The 15,244-nt window shown below is 48.1% G+C and carries 19 protein-coding genes and 1 riboswitch; of the genes, 6 read left to right on the top strand and 13 right to left on the bottom strand.

Annotated features, from left to right (window positions below; genetic code table 11):
- Window positions 1-3: 3 nt before the first annotated feature.
- The 4 genes from TRQ7_RS00695 to TRQ7_RS00710 are packed head-to-tail and all read right to left on the bottom strand — an operon-like array spanning window position 4 to window position 3,968.
- The gene (locus tag TRQ7_RS00695) at window positions 4-1,200 is read right to left on the bottom strand and encodes a thiamine-phosphate synthase family protein (protein WP_041843765.1); all 1,197 of its coding nucleotides are present in this window, start codon (window positions 1,198-1,200) and stop codon (window positions 4-6) included.
- Window positions 1,200-1,946: a sugar phosphate isomerase/epimerase gene (locus TRQ7_RS00700; protein ID WP_015920203.1), complete on the bottom strand. Its 747-nt coding sequence runs from the start codon at window positions 1,944-1,946 to the stop codon at window positions 1,200-1,202. The genes TRQ7_RS00695 and TRQ7_RS00700 overlap by 1 nt, the downstream gene beginning before the upstream one ends.
- The gene (gene thiC, locus TRQ7_RS00705; RefSeq protein ID WP_015920204.1) at window positions 1,943-3,217 is read right to left on the bottom strand and encodes a phosphomethylpyrimidine synthase ThiC; all 1,275 of its coding nucleotides are present in this window, start codon (window positions 3,215-3,217) and stop codon (window positions 1,943-1,945) included. Before thiC ends, TRQ7_RS00700 begins: the two co-directional genes overlap by 4 nt.
- A 4-nt stretch (window positions 3,218-3,221) precedes the next feature.
- Window positions 3,222-3,968, bottom strand: coding sequence for a sulfide-dependent adenosine diphosphate thiazole synthase (locus TRQ7_RS00710; RefSeq protein ID WP_015920205.1), 747 nt, complete (start codon window positions 3,966-3,968; stop codon window positions 3,222-3,224).
- Between the two features lie 51 nt (window positions 3,969-4,019).
- A riboswitch (TPP riboswitch) is annotated at window positions 4,020-4,130 on the bottom strand.
- A 100-nt stretch (window positions 4,131-4,230) separates the two neighbouring features.
- On the opposite strand from TRQ7_RS00710, the gene TRQ7_RS00715 reads away from it, so the two are divergent.
- From TRQ7_RS00715 to TRQ7_RS00725, 4 genes are read left to right on the top strand one after another with little or no spacing between them, the layout of a single operon-like run.
- On the top strand, window positions 4,231-4,575 hold the full coding sequence (locus TRQ7_RS00715) for a ferritin-like domain-containing protein (RefSeq protein ID WP_041843766.1): 345 nt from the start codon (window positions 4,231-4,233) through the stop codon (window positions 4,573-4,575).
- 14 nt (window positions 4,576-4,589) lie between these two features.
- Window positions 4,590-5,387, top strand: a complete 798-nt coding sequence (locus TRQ7_RS00720) for a family 1 encapsulin nanocompartment shell protein (protein WP_041843767.1) — start codon at window positions 4,590-4,592, stop codon at window positions 5,385-5,387.
- 21 nt (window positions 5,388-5,408) lie between these two features.
- Complete coding sequence (locus TRQ7_RS09705; RefSeq protein ID WP_052472213.1) at window positions 5,409-5,792, top strand: hypothetical protein; 384 nt, start codon at window positions 5,409-5,411, stop codon at window positions 5,790-5,792.
- Window positions 5,750-6,727 carry a radical SAM protein gene (locus tag TRQ7_RS00725; RefSeq protein WP_015920209.1) on the top strand — a complete coding sequence of 326 codons (978 nt, stop codon included), beginning with the start codon at window positions 5,750-5,752 and terminating at the stop codon, window positions 6,725-6,727. Before TRQ7_RS09705 ends, TRQ7_RS00725 begins: the two co-directional genes overlap by 43 nt.
- Here TRQ7_RS00725 and TRQ7_RS00730 read toward each other — a convergent pair.
- The 4 genes from TRQ7_RS00730 to TRQ7_RS00745 form a co-directional block, all read right to left on the bottom strand.
- Window positions 6,724-7,233: a hypothetical protein gene (locus TRQ7_RS00730; RefSeq protein WP_015920210.1), complete on the bottom strand. Its 510-nt coding sequence runs from the start codon at window positions 7,231-7,233 to the stop codon at window positions 6,724-6,726. The genes TRQ7_RS00725 and TRQ7_RS00730 overlap by 4 nt on opposite strands.
- A 214-nt stretch (window positions 7,234-7,447) precedes the next feature.
- Window positions 7,448-8,452, bottom strand: a complete 1,005-nt coding sequence (locus TRQ7_RS00735; protein WP_041843768.1) for a glycosidase — start codon at window positions 8,450-8,452, stop codon at window positions 7,448-7,450.
- A 38-nt stretch (window positions 8,453-8,490) separates the two neighbouring features.
- Window positions 8,491-8,700 carry a hypothetical protein gene (locus tag TRQ7_RS00740; protein ID WP_041843769.1) on the bottom strand — a complete coding sequence of 70 codons (210 nt, stop codon included), beginning with the start codon at window positions 8,698-8,700 and terminating at the stop codon, window positions 8,491-8,493.
- Between the two features lie 45 nt (window positions 8,701-8,745).
- Complete coding sequence (locus TRQ7_RS00745) at window positions 8,746-9,219, bottom strand: peroxiredoxin (RefSeq protein WP_041843770.1); 474 nt, start codon at window positions 9,217-9,219, stop codon at window positions 8,746-8,748.
- Window positions 9,220-9,281: 62 nt separating this feature from the next.
- On the opposite strand from TRQ7_RS00745, the gene TRQ7_RS00750 reads away from it, so the two are divergent.
- Both TRQ7_RS00750 and TRQ7_RS00755 read left to right on the top strand, forming a co-directional pair.
- Window positions 9,282-10,019: a Mut7-C RNAse domain-containing protein gene (locus TRQ7_RS00750; RefSeq protein WP_041843771.1), complete on the top strand. Its 738-nt coding sequence runs from the start codon at window positions 9,282-9,284 to the stop codon at window positions 10,017-10,019.
- A gap of 78 nt (window positions 10,020-10,097) precedes the next feature.
- The gene (locus tag TRQ7_RS00755; RefSeq protein WP_015920215.1) at window positions 10,098-10,793 is read left to right on the top strand and encodes a family 16 glycoside hydrolase; all 696 of its coding nucleotides are present in this window, start codon (window positions 10,098-10,100) and stop codon (window positions 10,791-10,793) included.
- Window positions 10,794-10,814: 21 nt separating this feature from the next.
- On the opposite strand, the gene infB is transcribed toward TRQ7_RS00755, so the two are convergent.
- The 5 genes from infB to TRQ7_RS00780 are packed head-to-tail and all read right to left on the bottom strand — an operon-like array spanning window position 10,815 to window position 15,191.
- The gene (gene infB, locus TRQ7_RS00760; protein ID WP_041843772.1) at window positions 10,815-12,884 is read right to left on the bottom strand and encodes a translation initiation factor IF-2; all 2,070 of its coding nucleotides are present in this window, start codon (window positions 12,882-12,884) and stop codon (window positions 10,815-10,817) included.
- A 19-nt stretch (window positions 12,885-12,903) separates the two neighbouring features.
- Window positions 12,904-13,218, bottom strand: a complete 315-nt coding sequence (locus tag TRQ7_RS00765; protein WP_012310349.1) for a 50S ribosomal protein L7ae family protein — start codon at window positions 13,216-13,218, stop codon at window positions 12,904-12,906.
- Window positions 13,219-13,222: 4 nt separating this feature from the next.
- The gene (locus tag TRQ7_RS00770; RefSeq protein ID WP_041843773.1) at window positions 13,223-13,444 is read right to left on the bottom strand and encodes a DUF2905 domain-containing protein; all 222 of its coding nucleotides are present in this window, start codon (window positions 13,442-13,444) and stop codon (window positions 13,223-13,225) included.
- A gap of 2 nt (window positions 13,445-13,446) precedes the next feature.
- A complete protein-coding gene (locus tag TRQ7_RS00775; RefSeq protein ID WP_041843774.1) occupies window positions 13,447-14,262 on the bottom strand; it encodes a stage 0 sporulation family protein in 816 nt (271 codons plus the stop codon).
- Complete coding sequence (locus TRQ7_RS00780) at window positions 14,253-15,191, bottom strand: DNA polymerase III subunit delta' (protein ID WP_041843775.1); 939 nt, start codon at window positions 15,189-15,191, stop codon at window positions 14,253-14,255. Before TRQ7_RS00780 ends, TRQ7_RS00775 begins: the two co-directional genes overlap by 10 nt.
- Between the last annotated feature and the right edge of the window lie 53 nt (window positions 15,192-15,244).

Below are 15,244 nucleotides of genomic sequence, written 5' to 3' on the forward strand. Positions count from 1 at the left end.
CTCTCACTCCTCCAGCATGAGTTTTATCTTCTCCAGAACCTCCTTTGGATTTCTCCCAAACACCCTTATCATCGCTTCTTTCCCCCACCACCCTTCATCATATATCAAATCTGGAGGCGATTTCAACTCCGAGATCGCCCGCTCTATCATCCACACCATGGACTGGCCCTCCTTTTCTCTGATCTCCTCTGGTTCTTTCGATCTGTCGTAATGATAGACTTTCAATCCCTTTTTCCTTGCCCTCTCCACGTACTCTTTTCTGTATCTCACGTTCACCGTGCATCTCATGTACGGATAAAAACGCATCATGGTGATCGTCATCCGTGCGGTGTGGGATCTGTCTCTGAAGGAAGCGCAGGATACAGCCACCGCCTTTCCCTCTTTGAGCCTGATCCTTCCTGGAAACTTTCCCACCTCGTACTCACTCTGTGCCCAGGGCAAAGCGTAAGAAACGTTCTGTCCAACCTCCGGCACCGTGAGGGGTCCTATCTCAAGAAACTCCGGGAGGATCTCGTCCAGTGTGTTGAGGACGTCGTACTTGTGCCAGTCACGAAGAAGTTTTTCTGTCTCCACCACACTCGAGGACCTTTCGAGGATCTTTCTGAGAAGTTCCATGGCGGCTCTGATCGCCTCCTCCACAGGGTAATTCAGCGCCAGAAAACCAGCAATTGCACTGGAGAAGGCGCACCCTGTTCCGTGAAACTCTCCGGGCACCCTAGAGATTTCGATGACGAGTTCCCTGTACCTCACCCTTATCCTGTCATCTTTTTCATGTCCGCCGGTGACGATGAAATTTTCATGTTCTCCCACCCTTTTTGCTTCCTCGTTGTTCAGTACAACGTAGTCGGCGTAACTGGTGAACTCTCTCACTTCGCCCAGATCCTGAAACCTGAAACCCGAAGAAGACTCAAGCACAACGTTCCACACGATCGTTGAATCTGGAAACATCTCTCTCAAATTCTTCACCACTTCGGGACGGGCAAGACCCACCTTTATCACACGTGGCGGAGTGAGCACCTCGATCTCCCTTTTCATTTCTTCCCAGTCTCTGAAACTCACAGAGAAAACCTTTTCCTCGTTCTGAACGGTCAGGGCAGATATCACACCGTGGGCCCTTATCCCGAGTGCAGACAGAATTTTCACGTCCTGAAGCATTCCCGCCCCTCCAGAAGGGTCAAAGCCCGATAACACAAGTACCATCACAGATCCCTCCAGTACTCGAGGAGTTTTTCCAGGCCCTCACTACACTCTGGAGTTGGTTCTATAACGAAATCCACATCCATACCTCTTATGAACTCCAGAATCTCGAAGAAGTCCTTCAACTCACCCCAGGGAGCATGGTGACACCTTCTGTAAGTTTCAAAGTCAGCGTAGTATACGTGGAACTCTTCGATCAGGTCTGAAAGCTCTTCGATGAACTTCACAGGAGAAAGGTGGTAGATCTCAGCGTCGAGAAGAAGGTGCCCTACATCAACACACATCTTGCAACCTGTGTTCTCAAGGAAGATTCTGTAGTCCTTCGCAGAGTGAAAATGATCGTTTCCGTAGACGTTCTCCACCCGGACCCTGGCGAGGGTGGCAAGTTCGGAGAATTCTCTTTCCACTTCTTCGTAAATGAAAAGCCAGTTTTCCTTCTGAACGGCGTTTGGAAAATGGACAACAACGTAATCTGCTCCGATCTTTTTTGAGAGATCAGCACACCTTCTGTTCACGGAGAACGTGTCCCATCTTTTTTCTTCGTTCAACGAGGTGGGGTTTGGGTGGCGATCGACGTATCTGTAAACGAAAGGAGCATGAACCCCAAAGTGTCTGCCTGAAAAGAAGTGGAGGACGCGTTCCAGGTCCTCCATTTTGAAAAAACCCAGTTCGTACACATCGGCCTGTGGAAGTGTTTCAAGGAGATCTGGCCTGCTTCTTATGATGCTTGTGGAAACGCCTTTCCTCAAGAGAACTCCTCCGCTATCTTTATTGCACAGAAGGGTCCACACATGGAACAACCCTTGTCGGGATATGGCCTTTCCTCGTACTTTTTCTTTGCAATGTCTCTTCCCAGTGAAAGATCGAACATCGTTTCCCAGTCGAAGTTCTTCCGGGCGAGAGCCATGCGTTTTTCCAGTTCCCAGGCTTTTCTGTTTCCACGTGCAACATCCGCCACAACCGCCGCTATTTTAGATGCTATCACACCTTCTCTCACATCCTCAACATCTGGAAGGGAAATGTGTTCCGATGGTGTCACATAACAGAGAAAGTCCGCACCGTAGTAGCCGGCAAGAGCCCCTCCGATCGCACAGGCTATGTGGTCGTATCCCATTGCTCTGTCGGTGGGAAGAGGACCCAGTAGAAAGATGGGAACACCTTTTCCTACCTTCTTCATGAGTTTCACGTTCATCTCCACTTCGTTCAGTGGAACGTGGCCGGGTCCTTCCAGCATCACCTGGACTTCCTTTTCTCTTGCTCTCTCCACGAGTTCTCCCATCACGAAGAGCTCTTCAAACTGCTGGGAGTCACTCGCATCCACTACCGCTCCCGGTCTCATTCCATCTCCAAGGCTCAGGGTGATATCGTACTCCTTTGCTATGTCCAGAAGTTCATCGAAGTGTTCGTAGAACGGGTTTTCTCTATTGTTCTTTATCATCCAGCCGGCGATGATCGCTCCTCCCCTGCTCACGATCTTCAGAATTCTCTTTGAGTTCTTCACTCTTTCGAGAACCCTTCTTGTCACACCCACGTGTATCGTCATAAAATCGATGCCGTCTTCGGCGTGTGCGATCACCATGTCGAAAAAGTCCTTCTCCGAGAAATCCACCACGTTCTTTTTCATCTGATAACTTTTCACGGCAGAATCGTAGATGGGTACAGAACCAACGGGGACGGGAGACATTTCCACGATCGTCCTTCTGATCTCTCTCAGGTCCCCCCATGTGGAGAGAACCATGAGGGAATCCGCTCCGTACTCTATCGCTACTCTGGCTTTCTCCTTTTCCTCTTCGATCGAGGAGAACCCCTGAGATGTTCCTATGTTGGCGTTCACCTTCACACTGAAGCCTTCACCAACGATCATGGGTTTACTCACTCTGTGGAGTTTGTTCTTTGGAAGAACGGCTCTTCCCTCTGCTATCTTTTGCCGAACCTCTTCCACATCCACACCTTCGTACTCGGCAACCTTTTTCATCTCTTCGGAAACGATACCTTTCCGTGCCATCTCCATCTGAGTCATGATCTCACCCCAGCTTTTCACTTATCAACTTCGCAACCTTCTGACCGGACAGAACCATGCCTCCGAAGATCGGACCCATTCTGGGGCCACCGTGGACGGCACACACAGCCATTCCGGAAACGAGAAGTCCCGGGAAGATCTCACCGGTGTTTTCCACAACGAACTTCTCCGCTTCATCGGCATCCATGGGAAATTCCGTTTTCATCTCAACGAGTCCACGCTTTGCAAGAAGCGATACCACGTTCGCAGGATGCCCCGTTCCATCCACGGTGAAGGAAGCCTTTATCGTGATGGGATCAACGTGGAGTCCCAGCCTCACCGTGGGTCCCCAGTTCACCACAACGCCGCACACCCTTCCGTTCTGGACGGCAACATCCTCTACAGAGACGTTGTTGAAGAGTAAGGCCCCTACCTTCGTTGCCCTGTAAAGGAGTCCGGAAGCAAAGTGCACGGAATCCACCACGATGTGATCTTCTCTAAGAGTGTATTCGATCTCCAGTTCTTTCAGAAAGTCTTCCAGTTCCTTCTCCAGCACGATCTCGTTGAACATCATTCCGCCGCCCCATATACCACCACCAGGCACGTTTCTTTCTTCAAAAACTGCTACTCTGAAACCCTTCTTCGCCAGCTCGTACGCCGCTGTGAGTCCACTTGGCCCTGCTCCAACGATCGCAACATCCAGTTCCAGACTGTCTCTGAGTTTTTCGAAGTACCTCTCGACGATGAGTCTGGAGATCAGAACATCCCTCATGAAAGCACCTCCCTATAAAAATAAATTCCTCCGCACAGGGCGGAGGGTTTTTTCTTTTCCCTTCCCCATTCCCTCCGCCGGTATTACCCGGATCAGGTTCTAGGGGTCGAGGACTTCCGTCCTCCTCTCAGCCCCGGAATAGGAGCTCCCCCTGGGGAAGGGTTGTATCTGGATTTCCACAGTGAGATTCTAATACATACTTTTGTGGTAAAATTTAAATGGATGTTTCATTTTCAAAAGAATTCAATGGAGGTGAGAGAAAATGGCAGATCAGTACCATGAACCGGTTTCTGAACTCACAGGAAAGGACAGAGATTTCGTCAGGGCCCTCAACAGTCTGAAGGAAGAGATAGAAGCGGTTGCCTGGTATCACCAGAGGGTTGCAACCACCCAGGATGAAACCGTAAGGAAGATCCTGGAGCACAACAGAAACGAGGAGATGGAACACGCTGCGATGCTTCTTGAGTGGTTGAGAAGGAACATGCCGGGCTGGGACGAAGCCCTCAGAACATATCTGTTCACAGACAGGCCGATCACAGAGATAGAAGAGGAAGAGACCTCCGGTGATTCCTCCACAGGTGGAGACCTCGGTATAAGGAAGATCTGAAAGGGGTGAAAAACATGGAATTTCTGAAAAGATCGTTTGCTCCTTTGACGGAGAAACAGTGGCAGGAGATAGACAACAGGGCAAGGGAGATATTCAAAACACAACTTTATGGAAGAAGGTTCGTAGACGTGGTAGGCCCCTACGGCTGGGAATACGCCGCCCATCCACTTGGAGAAGTCGAGGTGCTCTCGGATGAGAATGAAACTGTGAAATGGGGATTGAGAAAATCCCTTCCTTTGATCGAACTGAGAGCGACGTTCACACTTGGACTGTGGGAACTCGACAACCTCGAAAGGGGAAAAGAAAACGTGGATCTTTCCAGTCTTGAAGAGACCGTGAGAAAAGTGGCTGAATTCGAGGATGAAGTGATATTCGAAGGGTGCGAAAAATCTGGTGTGAAGGGACTTCTTTCTTTCAAAGAAGAGCGAAAGATCCAGTGTGGAAACTCTCCAGGAGATCTTCTCGAGTCTCTGATGAGGGCTCTTTCGACGTTCTCAAAAGAGGGTATAGATGGTCCCTACACCCTCGTCATAAACACGGACAGATGGATCAACCTCCTGAAAGAAGGGACCGGGCATTATCCCCTCGAAAAAAGGGTGACGGAACTTCTTGGAGGTAGAGTCATCACCACACCCAGAATTGAAGACGCTCTTGTTGTGTCCGAGCGAGGAGGAGACTTCAAACTGATCCTTGGACAGGATCTTTCGATAGGCTACGAAGACAGGGAAAAAGACAGTGTGAGGCTCTTTGTGACGGAGACGTTCACCTTCTATGTCGTTAACCCAGAAGCGATGGTGTATCTGGCATTCTGAACTGAAAGATCGGTGGGGAAAATGCCGGACGTTTTGCTGGTGTATCCCCCCATGAAAAAGGTGGGGATAGCGGATCATCTGGGACTACCTTATATCGCTGCCTACCTGAGAGAGAAAGGAATGAGTGTCCAGATTGTGGACACGAAACTCGAGGGCTGGTCTCCAAGACGGGCCGTCGAAGAGATCTCAAAAATACCAGCAAAGGTGATAGGAGTAACTCTTCCCTTTCAGATTTACGCTGTGGAGGTGTTGAACTTCATCTCAGCTCTGAGAAAAAAACCGATGCGCACATATCTGTGGGTGGCATTTTCCCCACCTTTGCTTATCGTGAGATACTGGAAAAGTACCACTGCATCGATTCTGTGGTTCTCGGTGAAGGAGAGATCACTTTCTACGAACTGGTGAAAGCCATCTTTGGAGATAAAGACTGGAGGAGGATCCATGGCGTTGCCTACAGAGAGGAAGGAGAAATAAAAACCACTCCCTCGCGCTCTCTCGTGAAAGATCTGAACAGTCTGCCCTTTCCTGTACGGGACAACCTCCCAAGGATATACGAAAAGACGGGAGCAGCGTCGGTGATAACTTCCCGTGGGTGTTACGCTTCGTGCTCTTTTTGCAGCGTTGTTCCGTTCTACGAAAAGTTCGGGCCGAAGATTCGTCTGAGAGATCCAGAAAACGTGGTGGATGAACTGGAAGTGCTGGTGAAGGAGTACAAAATCGAAAACGTCATCTTCTGCGATGCGAACTTTACGATCTCTAAAGAGAGAGCAGCAAAGATAGCAACCGAAATAATCAGAAGAAAGCTGAAACTGAGGTACGCAATAGAAAGCAGAGTTACAGAGGTAGATGAAAGGTTGTTCAGGCTGTTGAAAGAAAGTGGTCTGAGAAGAGTCTTCCTCGGGCTGGAGTCGGGATCTCAATCCATGCTGGACAGGTTCAGAAAAGGAGTCACAGTTGAACAGAATCTGAAAGCTCTGGAGATTCTCTCTAAACTCGATCTTTACGTTTCTCCGGGTTTCATTATGTTCGACGATCGCACAAGTCTTGAAGAACTGCAGGAGAATGCAAAGTTTCTGAAAATTGTTCGCCGGATCATGAGAGATAAGATCCGCCCGATCGATATCACCACAAAACTTCTGCCCCTTTCTGGTACAGAGTTCGAAAGATACCTTAAGGAAAGAGGAAAATATCGTGGAGACGTGTTTCGTTTCAACTACAAAATCGAAGATCCATCGGTACGTTTCATCTACTACTTTCTGAAAGTCTCTGGAACCATCGTTTCATCCCTGAAAAAACTCTTTCCCCGAAAAGATTGGGACAGAAAGTGGCTGGAGAGCTAGATTACCACGATGCTTCCTCTCGTCCATATTCCCGTCACCTTTCCAACGTTTCCCACCACTCCAAGTACCTGATCGTTTTTCTTCACTGTCTTCAGAAAGCCTGGAAAGTCTTCTGGCCATTTCACCGTTTCGTCGAATTTTTTGATCAAGTCTTCTGCCGTCTCTTCGGTTCTTGCCATCACAACGCATCCTCTGCCATCTTCAAAATCTTCGAAGATGAGGAAGGCAGGTGTCAGGAACGGATCTATCCTGATCGTCAGATCCCTCGAGTAACGAAGTGTGAGAGGTCTGGCCAGTTTCAAAAACACCTTTCCGTCTCTTTCTAGAATGAATTCGTCCAGAGCGTTCATCAGGTCTTTTCCGATTTCCTGAACGCTCTTTGCGGAGAAATCAATATCTGGTAGTTTTCCCGTGTGTTTCCTTCCGATCATCAGGGAGCATCCTCCAAGATCGTACCTTCTGAATCGTGACGTTCCCAGGATGGGTCCTCCGATCTGAACTCTCATTCTTTCACCTCCTTCTGAAAAACAAAAGGGGCCGACCTTTCGGCCGGCCCCTCGATTTTCTGCTCAGCGGTCACGCAAAAACCCCCGGTCCGCTGAGGGGCCGGCTCTTCGATGTAGTGCACATTATCATATCGCTGAGAATTCCCTGTTCAAAAAGTACGAAACTGCACACGCTCTCACCTCATGAGAAAACCATACCACTCTGTTGTTAAAATCATGTTGCTTCTTTCATTAAATTCATGATCTCACCTTCGTCAGCCTCGAACACACCTATAGCCCAGTCGGAGACACCACCTATCCATATCACCTTTCCTTCGTATACCACAAGTCCACAACCAAAGATCACTCTGATCCTGTCACCGTACTCTTCGATCACGCCCTTTGGTGAGAGAACGTAGTTTGTCGTTCCAAGAAGTTTTCCTCTACCATCCACGAGCGCCAGACCGTTTTTGTAGGTGAGATCCTTGAGAACCGCGTGCCAACCTATGAGGTACCCTCTCTTAACCCTGACGGCGTTGGTGGACCATCCAACTTTTGTTTCCCATTTTTCCGGGAAGAAAACCGGATCTAGGCTGTAGAGATCTATAGAGTCTCCTTCCATTCTTCCACGCCAGCAGACTTTGGTATCTCCCACCGTTATCCTGGTCAGTATCACGTTCGATTCTACAAAAGAGCTATCCTTCATCGAAACGGGGATGAAATCACCGAGCGTGCTCTTTATGGAGACGTATTTCTTTTCCAGAAGATTCAGGTCTTCGTCCAGAACAGCGTAAGCAAGAAAGTCCGTGTGCGGCTTTCCTTCCTGTGACCAGTCTTTGTACCCTTTTGCTGTGTACAGTATCTCGAACCGAGAGTCTCTGAAAAAGACCCTTGGATCTTCGCACCCGAGGAACTCCTGGATGTCGCGTGGCCAGAAGACGATTTCCATTTCTATGGGTTTTTTCACTTTCCCATTGAACAGATCATCGATGTCCACCACGAAGTGACCTATCGACGACACGTACTTGTAGTAATCGAATATCACCCTTGGAAACACGTGAAGACTCTTTCCCACAAGGACCGCTCCCGGGTTGAAAACGGCAACGGGTTGTCTGGGATAGTTCGTGAGAACGAAATCTTTGGGAAAGAAGTAGGTTACCCTTCTGAAAATGTCGGTCGTTTCGTCCTTTCTTAGCGATCTTTTATGGAAAAGGAGTTTTCTCAGAATTTCCTCTGCCATGCCCCACTCCCCCATGAGTGAAGGGGCATCTCGCCCCTTCACACAAGTTGATCCATTGTCTTTCCAGAATAAAGCTCTCCTGCGATCCTCACCAGTTTCAAGTCCAGGCCTGTTTGCTGATAGAGGGAGAAGAAAAGGATCTGCTCCATCTGTTCCTTGCTCATAACGGGAGTGTTACCAGTGGACAGAGAGCGCTGTACTGCATAGTTCGGATATACTGGATTGTATCCGACACTCTCTACTCTCAAACTATCACCTCCCCTGTTCTTTTATCGGAAGAATCGTCCGGTCTTTTACCCTGAAAGACGTTCAAGTTCCATCTCTATCTCTTCGTAGACGGGCTCTTTCCCTGGATCATCGGACACCCAAGAGTAGACAATCGTTCCGTTACTGTCCACGATGAAGACAGCCCTCTTTGCAGCTGTGTAGCCAGGAATACCCAGGAAGTTCTCGTGCACTCCTCCGTACTGGGATGCCACTTTTCCAGCGAAGTCAGAGAGAAGGTCGAACGTGATGTGATTCTTCTCTGCAAACGCTTTGTTCGCAAAGGGACTATCCACACTGATACCAAGAACAACTGCGTTGAATCTGTTAAACTTGGAGAGGGAATCTCTGAACGTGCACAGTTCCTTTTCACAGACACTCGTGAACGCACCAGGATAGAAAACGAGAACCACGTTTTTTCCTGAATAGTCCGAAAGTTTCACTCTTTTCAGTTCTGTGTTCACCAGTTCAAAATCGATCGCCTTATCGCCAGATTTCAACATGAAGATCACCTCCACTTAGGTAAAACTTATACACTGATATTCTATCACAAGAGGGATACAGAATGAAATATGAAAAAGTCATCTTTTTCAGATTCTTCGGCAGGTTGAACGATTTTTTCAAGGACAACGAAAGGGTGAAAGTCCATCGCTTCACAGGCTTTCAGACGGTGAAGGACAGAATAGAGGCACTTGGAGTGCCACACGTTGAAGTGAGTTTTATCATACTGAATGGAAAACCTGTGAGTTTCGATCACATGGTGAACGATGGTGAATTTTTCTGCGTTTATCCTGAGTTTCAGACAATAGAGATACCCTCAGAATGGCTCGTCACCCCCAGATACGAAGGTGAGCCCCGGTTCGTACTCGACATCCATCTTGGAAAACTCGCCAGGTTTCTCAGAATGCTTGGCTTTTACGCCTTCTTCGGCGAAGAAGAAGACGAAAAACTCTGCAGGATGGCAGTTAAAGAAAATGCCATACTCCTGTCCCGCGATGTGGGTCTGTTGAAGAGAAAAGAGCTTGTCTTCGGCTACTACGTGAGAAACACCGCCCCGAAAAAACAGCTGGTGGAAGTGGTGGAAAGATACGATTTGAAAAGGTGGATGAAGCCGTTCACAAGATGCATCGAGTGCAACACAGAATTCGAAGAAGTACCTAAAGAAAGTGTGAAAGACAGAGTTCCTCCAAAAGTTTACAGAATCTTCAATGAGTTTGTACGCTGCCCGAGCTGTGGGAGAGTCTACTGGAAAGGTTCACACTACGATCACATGGTGGAGTTCATAGAGAAAAATTTGAACTGATACTCAATTTGTTACAAATTCTTGCTTTAAAGAAAATGTGATACAATCTTACTTAAGATTTTTCAAGGGGGTGTTTTTATGAAAAGATTGCTTTTACTCCTTGTGGCTCTGGGTTCACTGATTCTTTTTGTGGGAACAAGCTGTGAATCGAGAGTACAGGTTCCCGTTCCTCTTCCCGAAGTGAATGTGGAAGTACCGAAGGTGGATCTCGGTTTCAAGGTGGTAAAGCCAACTGGAACAGAAGATTTCTTCGAAGATTTCGAATCGTACGGTCAGGGAGAAGTGGCACCCTTTGGACCATGGAGGGTGCTTGGGAGAGCTCCCCACGTCGAAGAGGGAGTCCAGGCAGACAAAACCATCGGAAAGATTCTCAGAATGGACATAGACCGGGGAATTTTCACTCCGGGTGAGTGGACAAACTTCACACTCGAGTGCAACTTGAAAAGAGAAGGCTCAGCAGAAGGAAGAGTATACTTCAGACTCTCCGAAGATGGAAAGAAAGGATTCTACGTATCTTTCTCAGAGTACGGTGTGGCCCTTCACAAGTTCGCCGGGAGCATAGATATGAAAATAGCAGAGAACAAAAGTTTCAAACTGAGCGACGACTGGATGTACTTGAAGGTCATTGCAGACGGAGAGAAGATTCAGATCTTTATGAACGGAAGAAAGGTCATCGATGTCACTGACTCCGACGTGTTCTCAGGAGGAATAGGAATGGCAACAACCTTCCAGACTGTTTTCTTCGACAACGTGAGGGTCGAAACGATCGAATAAAAAAGAAGGGGCTCTGCCCCTTCATTTCTGTTCCTGAGCCATCTGCTCCTCTACAAAGGTGGGCTTCCTCTTCACTTTCTTTATCACGTAGAACTCGAGTTCATCCCCTTCCTGTATGTCATCGAAACCTGCAAATTTTATACCGCATTCCTGTGGTGCCTCGACGACTTTCACGTCTTCTTTGTAATGCTTCAGACTCTCTATTTTTCCTTCAAAGATGAGCTGGCCGTTCCTGTAGATTCTCACAAAACCATCTTTGTCTGCCTTTCCATCCAGCATCTGCACGCCGGCAACTTTTCCAACCTTTGAGATCTTGAAGACCTTCTTTATCTCTCCATGTCCGATCACTTCCTCCACTTCTTCGGGCTCCAGCATTCCCTCCAGGGCGAGTTTCAGATCGTCAACGAGTTTGTAGATGATGGAGTACGTCCTCACGTCGACCCCTTCCTGTTCTGCGAGTTTTCTGGCTTTGTTGTTCACCTTCACCCTGAAACCAAGTATCACACCGTCCACGGCTGCAGCCAGCATGACGTCACTGGTGCTGATCTCACCAACTCCGGCGTGGACGATGTTCAGCTCTATTTCCTTGGACTGGAGTTTGTTTATGGCGTTTCTCAGTGCCGCAACCGAACCGTAGGTGTCTGCCTTCAGAATGAGGTTCAGGATCTTTTTGTCTTTTTCCTGCATCATCTTCATGAGTTCTTCCAGGTTCACGTGCTTTTTCGTCTGTTTTTGGGACTCCAGCCTTTCCAGTCTTTTTTCAACGATGTTTCTTGCCTTCTCCACGCTTTCCACCGCGTAGACGTTCGAGTGAACGTCCGGCACATCCTCGAACCCGAGAATCATAACGGGTTGAGACGGAAGTGCCTCCTTTATAGGTCTCATCCTGTCATCGAACAGGTTCCTCACCTTTCCATAAGTGTTGGCGGCCACGACGGCGTCTCCTACTCTCAGAACACCGTCTTTCACTATCACACTCGCGACGGGTCCCATCTTTTTGTCCAGTTTGGACTCTATGATCACGGCTCTAGCGGGTCCTTCAGGATAACACTTGATCTCGTTCATTTCTGCAACGAGGAGAATCATCTCGAGGAGCTCATCCACTCCCTGTCCGGTCCTCGCTGAAATGGGAACAACGATCGTATCGCCACCCCATTCTTCCGGGATGAGACCGAGTTTCTCCACGAGTTCCTGTTTCGTCTTCTCCACGTTCGCATTCGGCTTGTCTATCTTGTTTATCGCGACTATGATGGGAACGTTCGCCGCCTTTGCGTGGTTGTACGCCTCTATCGTCTGGGGCATCACCCCGTCGTCTGCAGCGACAACGAGAACAACGATATCCGTCGCCTGGGCACCCCTTGCTCTCATCTCCGTAAAGAGTTCGTGCCCCGGTGTATCTATGAACGTGATCTTCTTTCCGTTCACCTCCACCTGATATGCACCTATGGACTGGGTTATACCACCTTCCTCTTTTTCGGCAACCCTTGTAGATCTGATCCTGTCAAGGAGCGTTGTCTTTCCATGATCGACGTGTCCCATCACCGTCACAACAGGAGGTCTTGGCACCAATTTGTCCTTCTCTTTCTCATAGAGCTCCTGGTATTTCTTCTCCAGAAGCTCAAATTCATCGATCTCCTCTTCGGGTGCCTGTTCTTCTTCCAGTTTCACTTCCACTTTGTATTCTTTCAGGATCTGATCTACTTCTTCGAGTTTCAGGATCTGCCCCGGCCTCAGTGCGATGCCTCTTTTCACGAACATATCCTGTATGATCTTGTTCTGAGGTATTCCCAGTTTTTCAGCAATTATGTCCAGCTTCAACTCGTCTGGTTTCAAGGTGATTCTTCTTCTCTTTTTCTTCTCGACAACTTCCTTTTCTATCTCTTCGTCGCTTTCTTTCTTCGGTTTCGATAACTGCTCTGGTTTCTTCCTTCTGTCTTCTTCCAGTAGATCTATGATGATGTTCGCAATCTCTTCGTCCACGAAACTCATGTGGCTTTTCACACTGACGCCGAGTTCTTCCAGTTCCTGAAGGAGTTCCTTTGGAGACATGTTGAGTTTTTTTGCCAGCTCGTAGACTCTCAATCTGGCCACCTCTATCACCTCGCCTCGTCTATTTTACCACCTTTTCTATAGCCTCAATCAGACTGTCCTCCTCCAGACCTACCACAGAAACACCGGGTTTGTCCAGAAGCCTCCCTAACTCTTCCTTGGTGAACATGACAATGTACGGAACGTTCTTGTTTTCACACCGTATTATAGTGTCCCTCTTTGTCCTCTCGCTGGCATCTTTTGCTATGATGATGAGTTTCTTCTTTCTCGGGGCCCTTATATACGCCCTGATACGTTCTTTTCCGAATACGATCTTTCTTGCCTTAACAGCGAATCCAATGTAACTGTAAACTTTCCTTTTTATCTGATCGTCCATACCATCACCTCATTCGGGATATCAGGTACAGAATGAGAGATATCACCACGCTGATGATCAAGCTCGTCATCAAAGGAAAGTAAAAAACGAAGTTTTTTCGCCTTATCACTATATCTCCGGGAAGTTTCCCAAGAAACGGGATCTTTTCGAACAGCACAAGCAGAACACCGAAAACCACAAGGATGAGTCCCATGAGGATCAGTATCTTTCCAATCCCCTGGAACATTCTCACTCCTCCTTCCTGAAACGATCGAACGGGACCTTTATCATCTCTCCCTCCTGATCCGAGAAAAGGGTCACTGTTTTCAGAAACACGTTCACGTTGACCACCCTGTAACGTTTCCCTTCGTACGTTATGGTGCTTCCCTCGTCGGGAATTCCCTTCAGCTCTTTTTCGTAGAAGTCGTACTCATAAGTGAGGCAACAGAGAAGTCTTCGACAGGGCCCGGATATCTTGGCCGGATTGATCATCATCTGCTGTTTTTTGGCGTGTTTCAGCGTGACACTGGAAAACTCCCTGAGGAAAGTGGAACAACACGTTGGAAGCCCGCACAATCCAAGTCCTCCGAAGAACTTCATCTCGTCTCTTACACCAACCTGGCGCAGTTCTATCCTGGTTTTGAATATTTTCGCAAGGTCCCTCACGAGTTCTCTGAAGTCGACCCTTCCTTCCGCACTGAAGAAGAATATGAGTCTTGATCTGTCGAAGGTGTACCTCGCATGGAGGAGCTTCATCGGAAGACCGTGTTCCTTTATCTTCTGTTTACAGATCTGAAAGGCCTTCCATGCGTCTTCCACGTTCTTTTTGTACTGCTCCATATCTTCCTCCGTCAGTTTTCTGATCACAGCTTTCAACTCGTAGCCGACCTCGTCTATGCTCACCTCACGAACGGGTATGAGGACCCTACCGACTTCAAGACCGAAGTCTCCCATCACAAGGACCAGATCTCCTTTTGAGTAGTCCTCACCGTTTGGAACAGAGTAGTATATTATCTTACCCTTTGGGATTATCTCCACACCCACTACCTTTGCTTTCAGCTCCAAGCGTGAACACCTCTCTTCCTTTTCCTGTGTATGATCAAGACGTTCATCAAGGTGATTTTGGTGTTCAGGTTTGCCGTCTTCACTCTGAGAATGGAATCAAGGAAAGACACGTTCTTCTGGTCATCCGCTCCCTCCCAAACATTTTCGTGAAGCACGATTCTCACCACTTTCTGAATCAAAAGGAACGCATCCCTTCCTGTGATGTTATTCACCACCTGATCGAAAAGATCAAAGAATCCCTTTGGTTCTGCTCTTGAAAGCCTTTCCAGAAGCTCTCTACAGGCAAGATAACCCTCCAGACCGTTTGCCAGCGCCTTCTTCAGAAGTTGCTCGGCTCCCAGAGATTTCACGTTTTCCAGGAGGGAAATGATCTTTTCCCGACCAGATCTGTAAGATTCCAGAGCCATCGAAAAGTCCCTTTCAAGAAGCGGAAGTTCCTCCCACAGGTTTCCGAGTTTCTCCTTCACCGCTTCCCAGAATTCTCTGGGAACCCTCACACTCACCCTGAAGACCCTACTCCTTATCGTGGGAAGCAAATAATGCCAGTGTCTGGTGTTCAAAACGATCACAGCGTACTCGGGAGGTTCCTCAAGGGTCTTCAAGAAAGCGTTTGCCGCCTGCTGAGTCATCCTCTCACAATCGTGGACAATCACGTACTTTCTGCTGTAAAGTTCCGGACTGTAATTCAAAAAGTCCTTTATCGATCGAATCTCGTCTATTCCGATGTTTTCACCCTTTGGATCGATCTCCAGCACGTCCGATGCCTTCGGTGGAAACTTCTCCACGTACTCGGGCAGTGCCAGGGAGATTTCTCTCTGATAAGAGAGATCCTCACCATCTATGAGGAGAGAGGCACCTTCTGATCTTTCCACGATTCTCTTCAAAAGTTCCAGTTGGTCTTTTGCATATTTCACGATCAATTCATCCATTTTCCCACCTCGCCATTCAATTATATAATGATAAAATCGAAACTGAGGTGAAA

This window comes from Thermotoga sp. RQ7 (assembly GCF_000832145.1).
GTDB lineage: Bacteria > Thermotogota > Thermotogae > Thermotogales > Thermotogaceae > Thermotoga > Thermotoga neapolitana.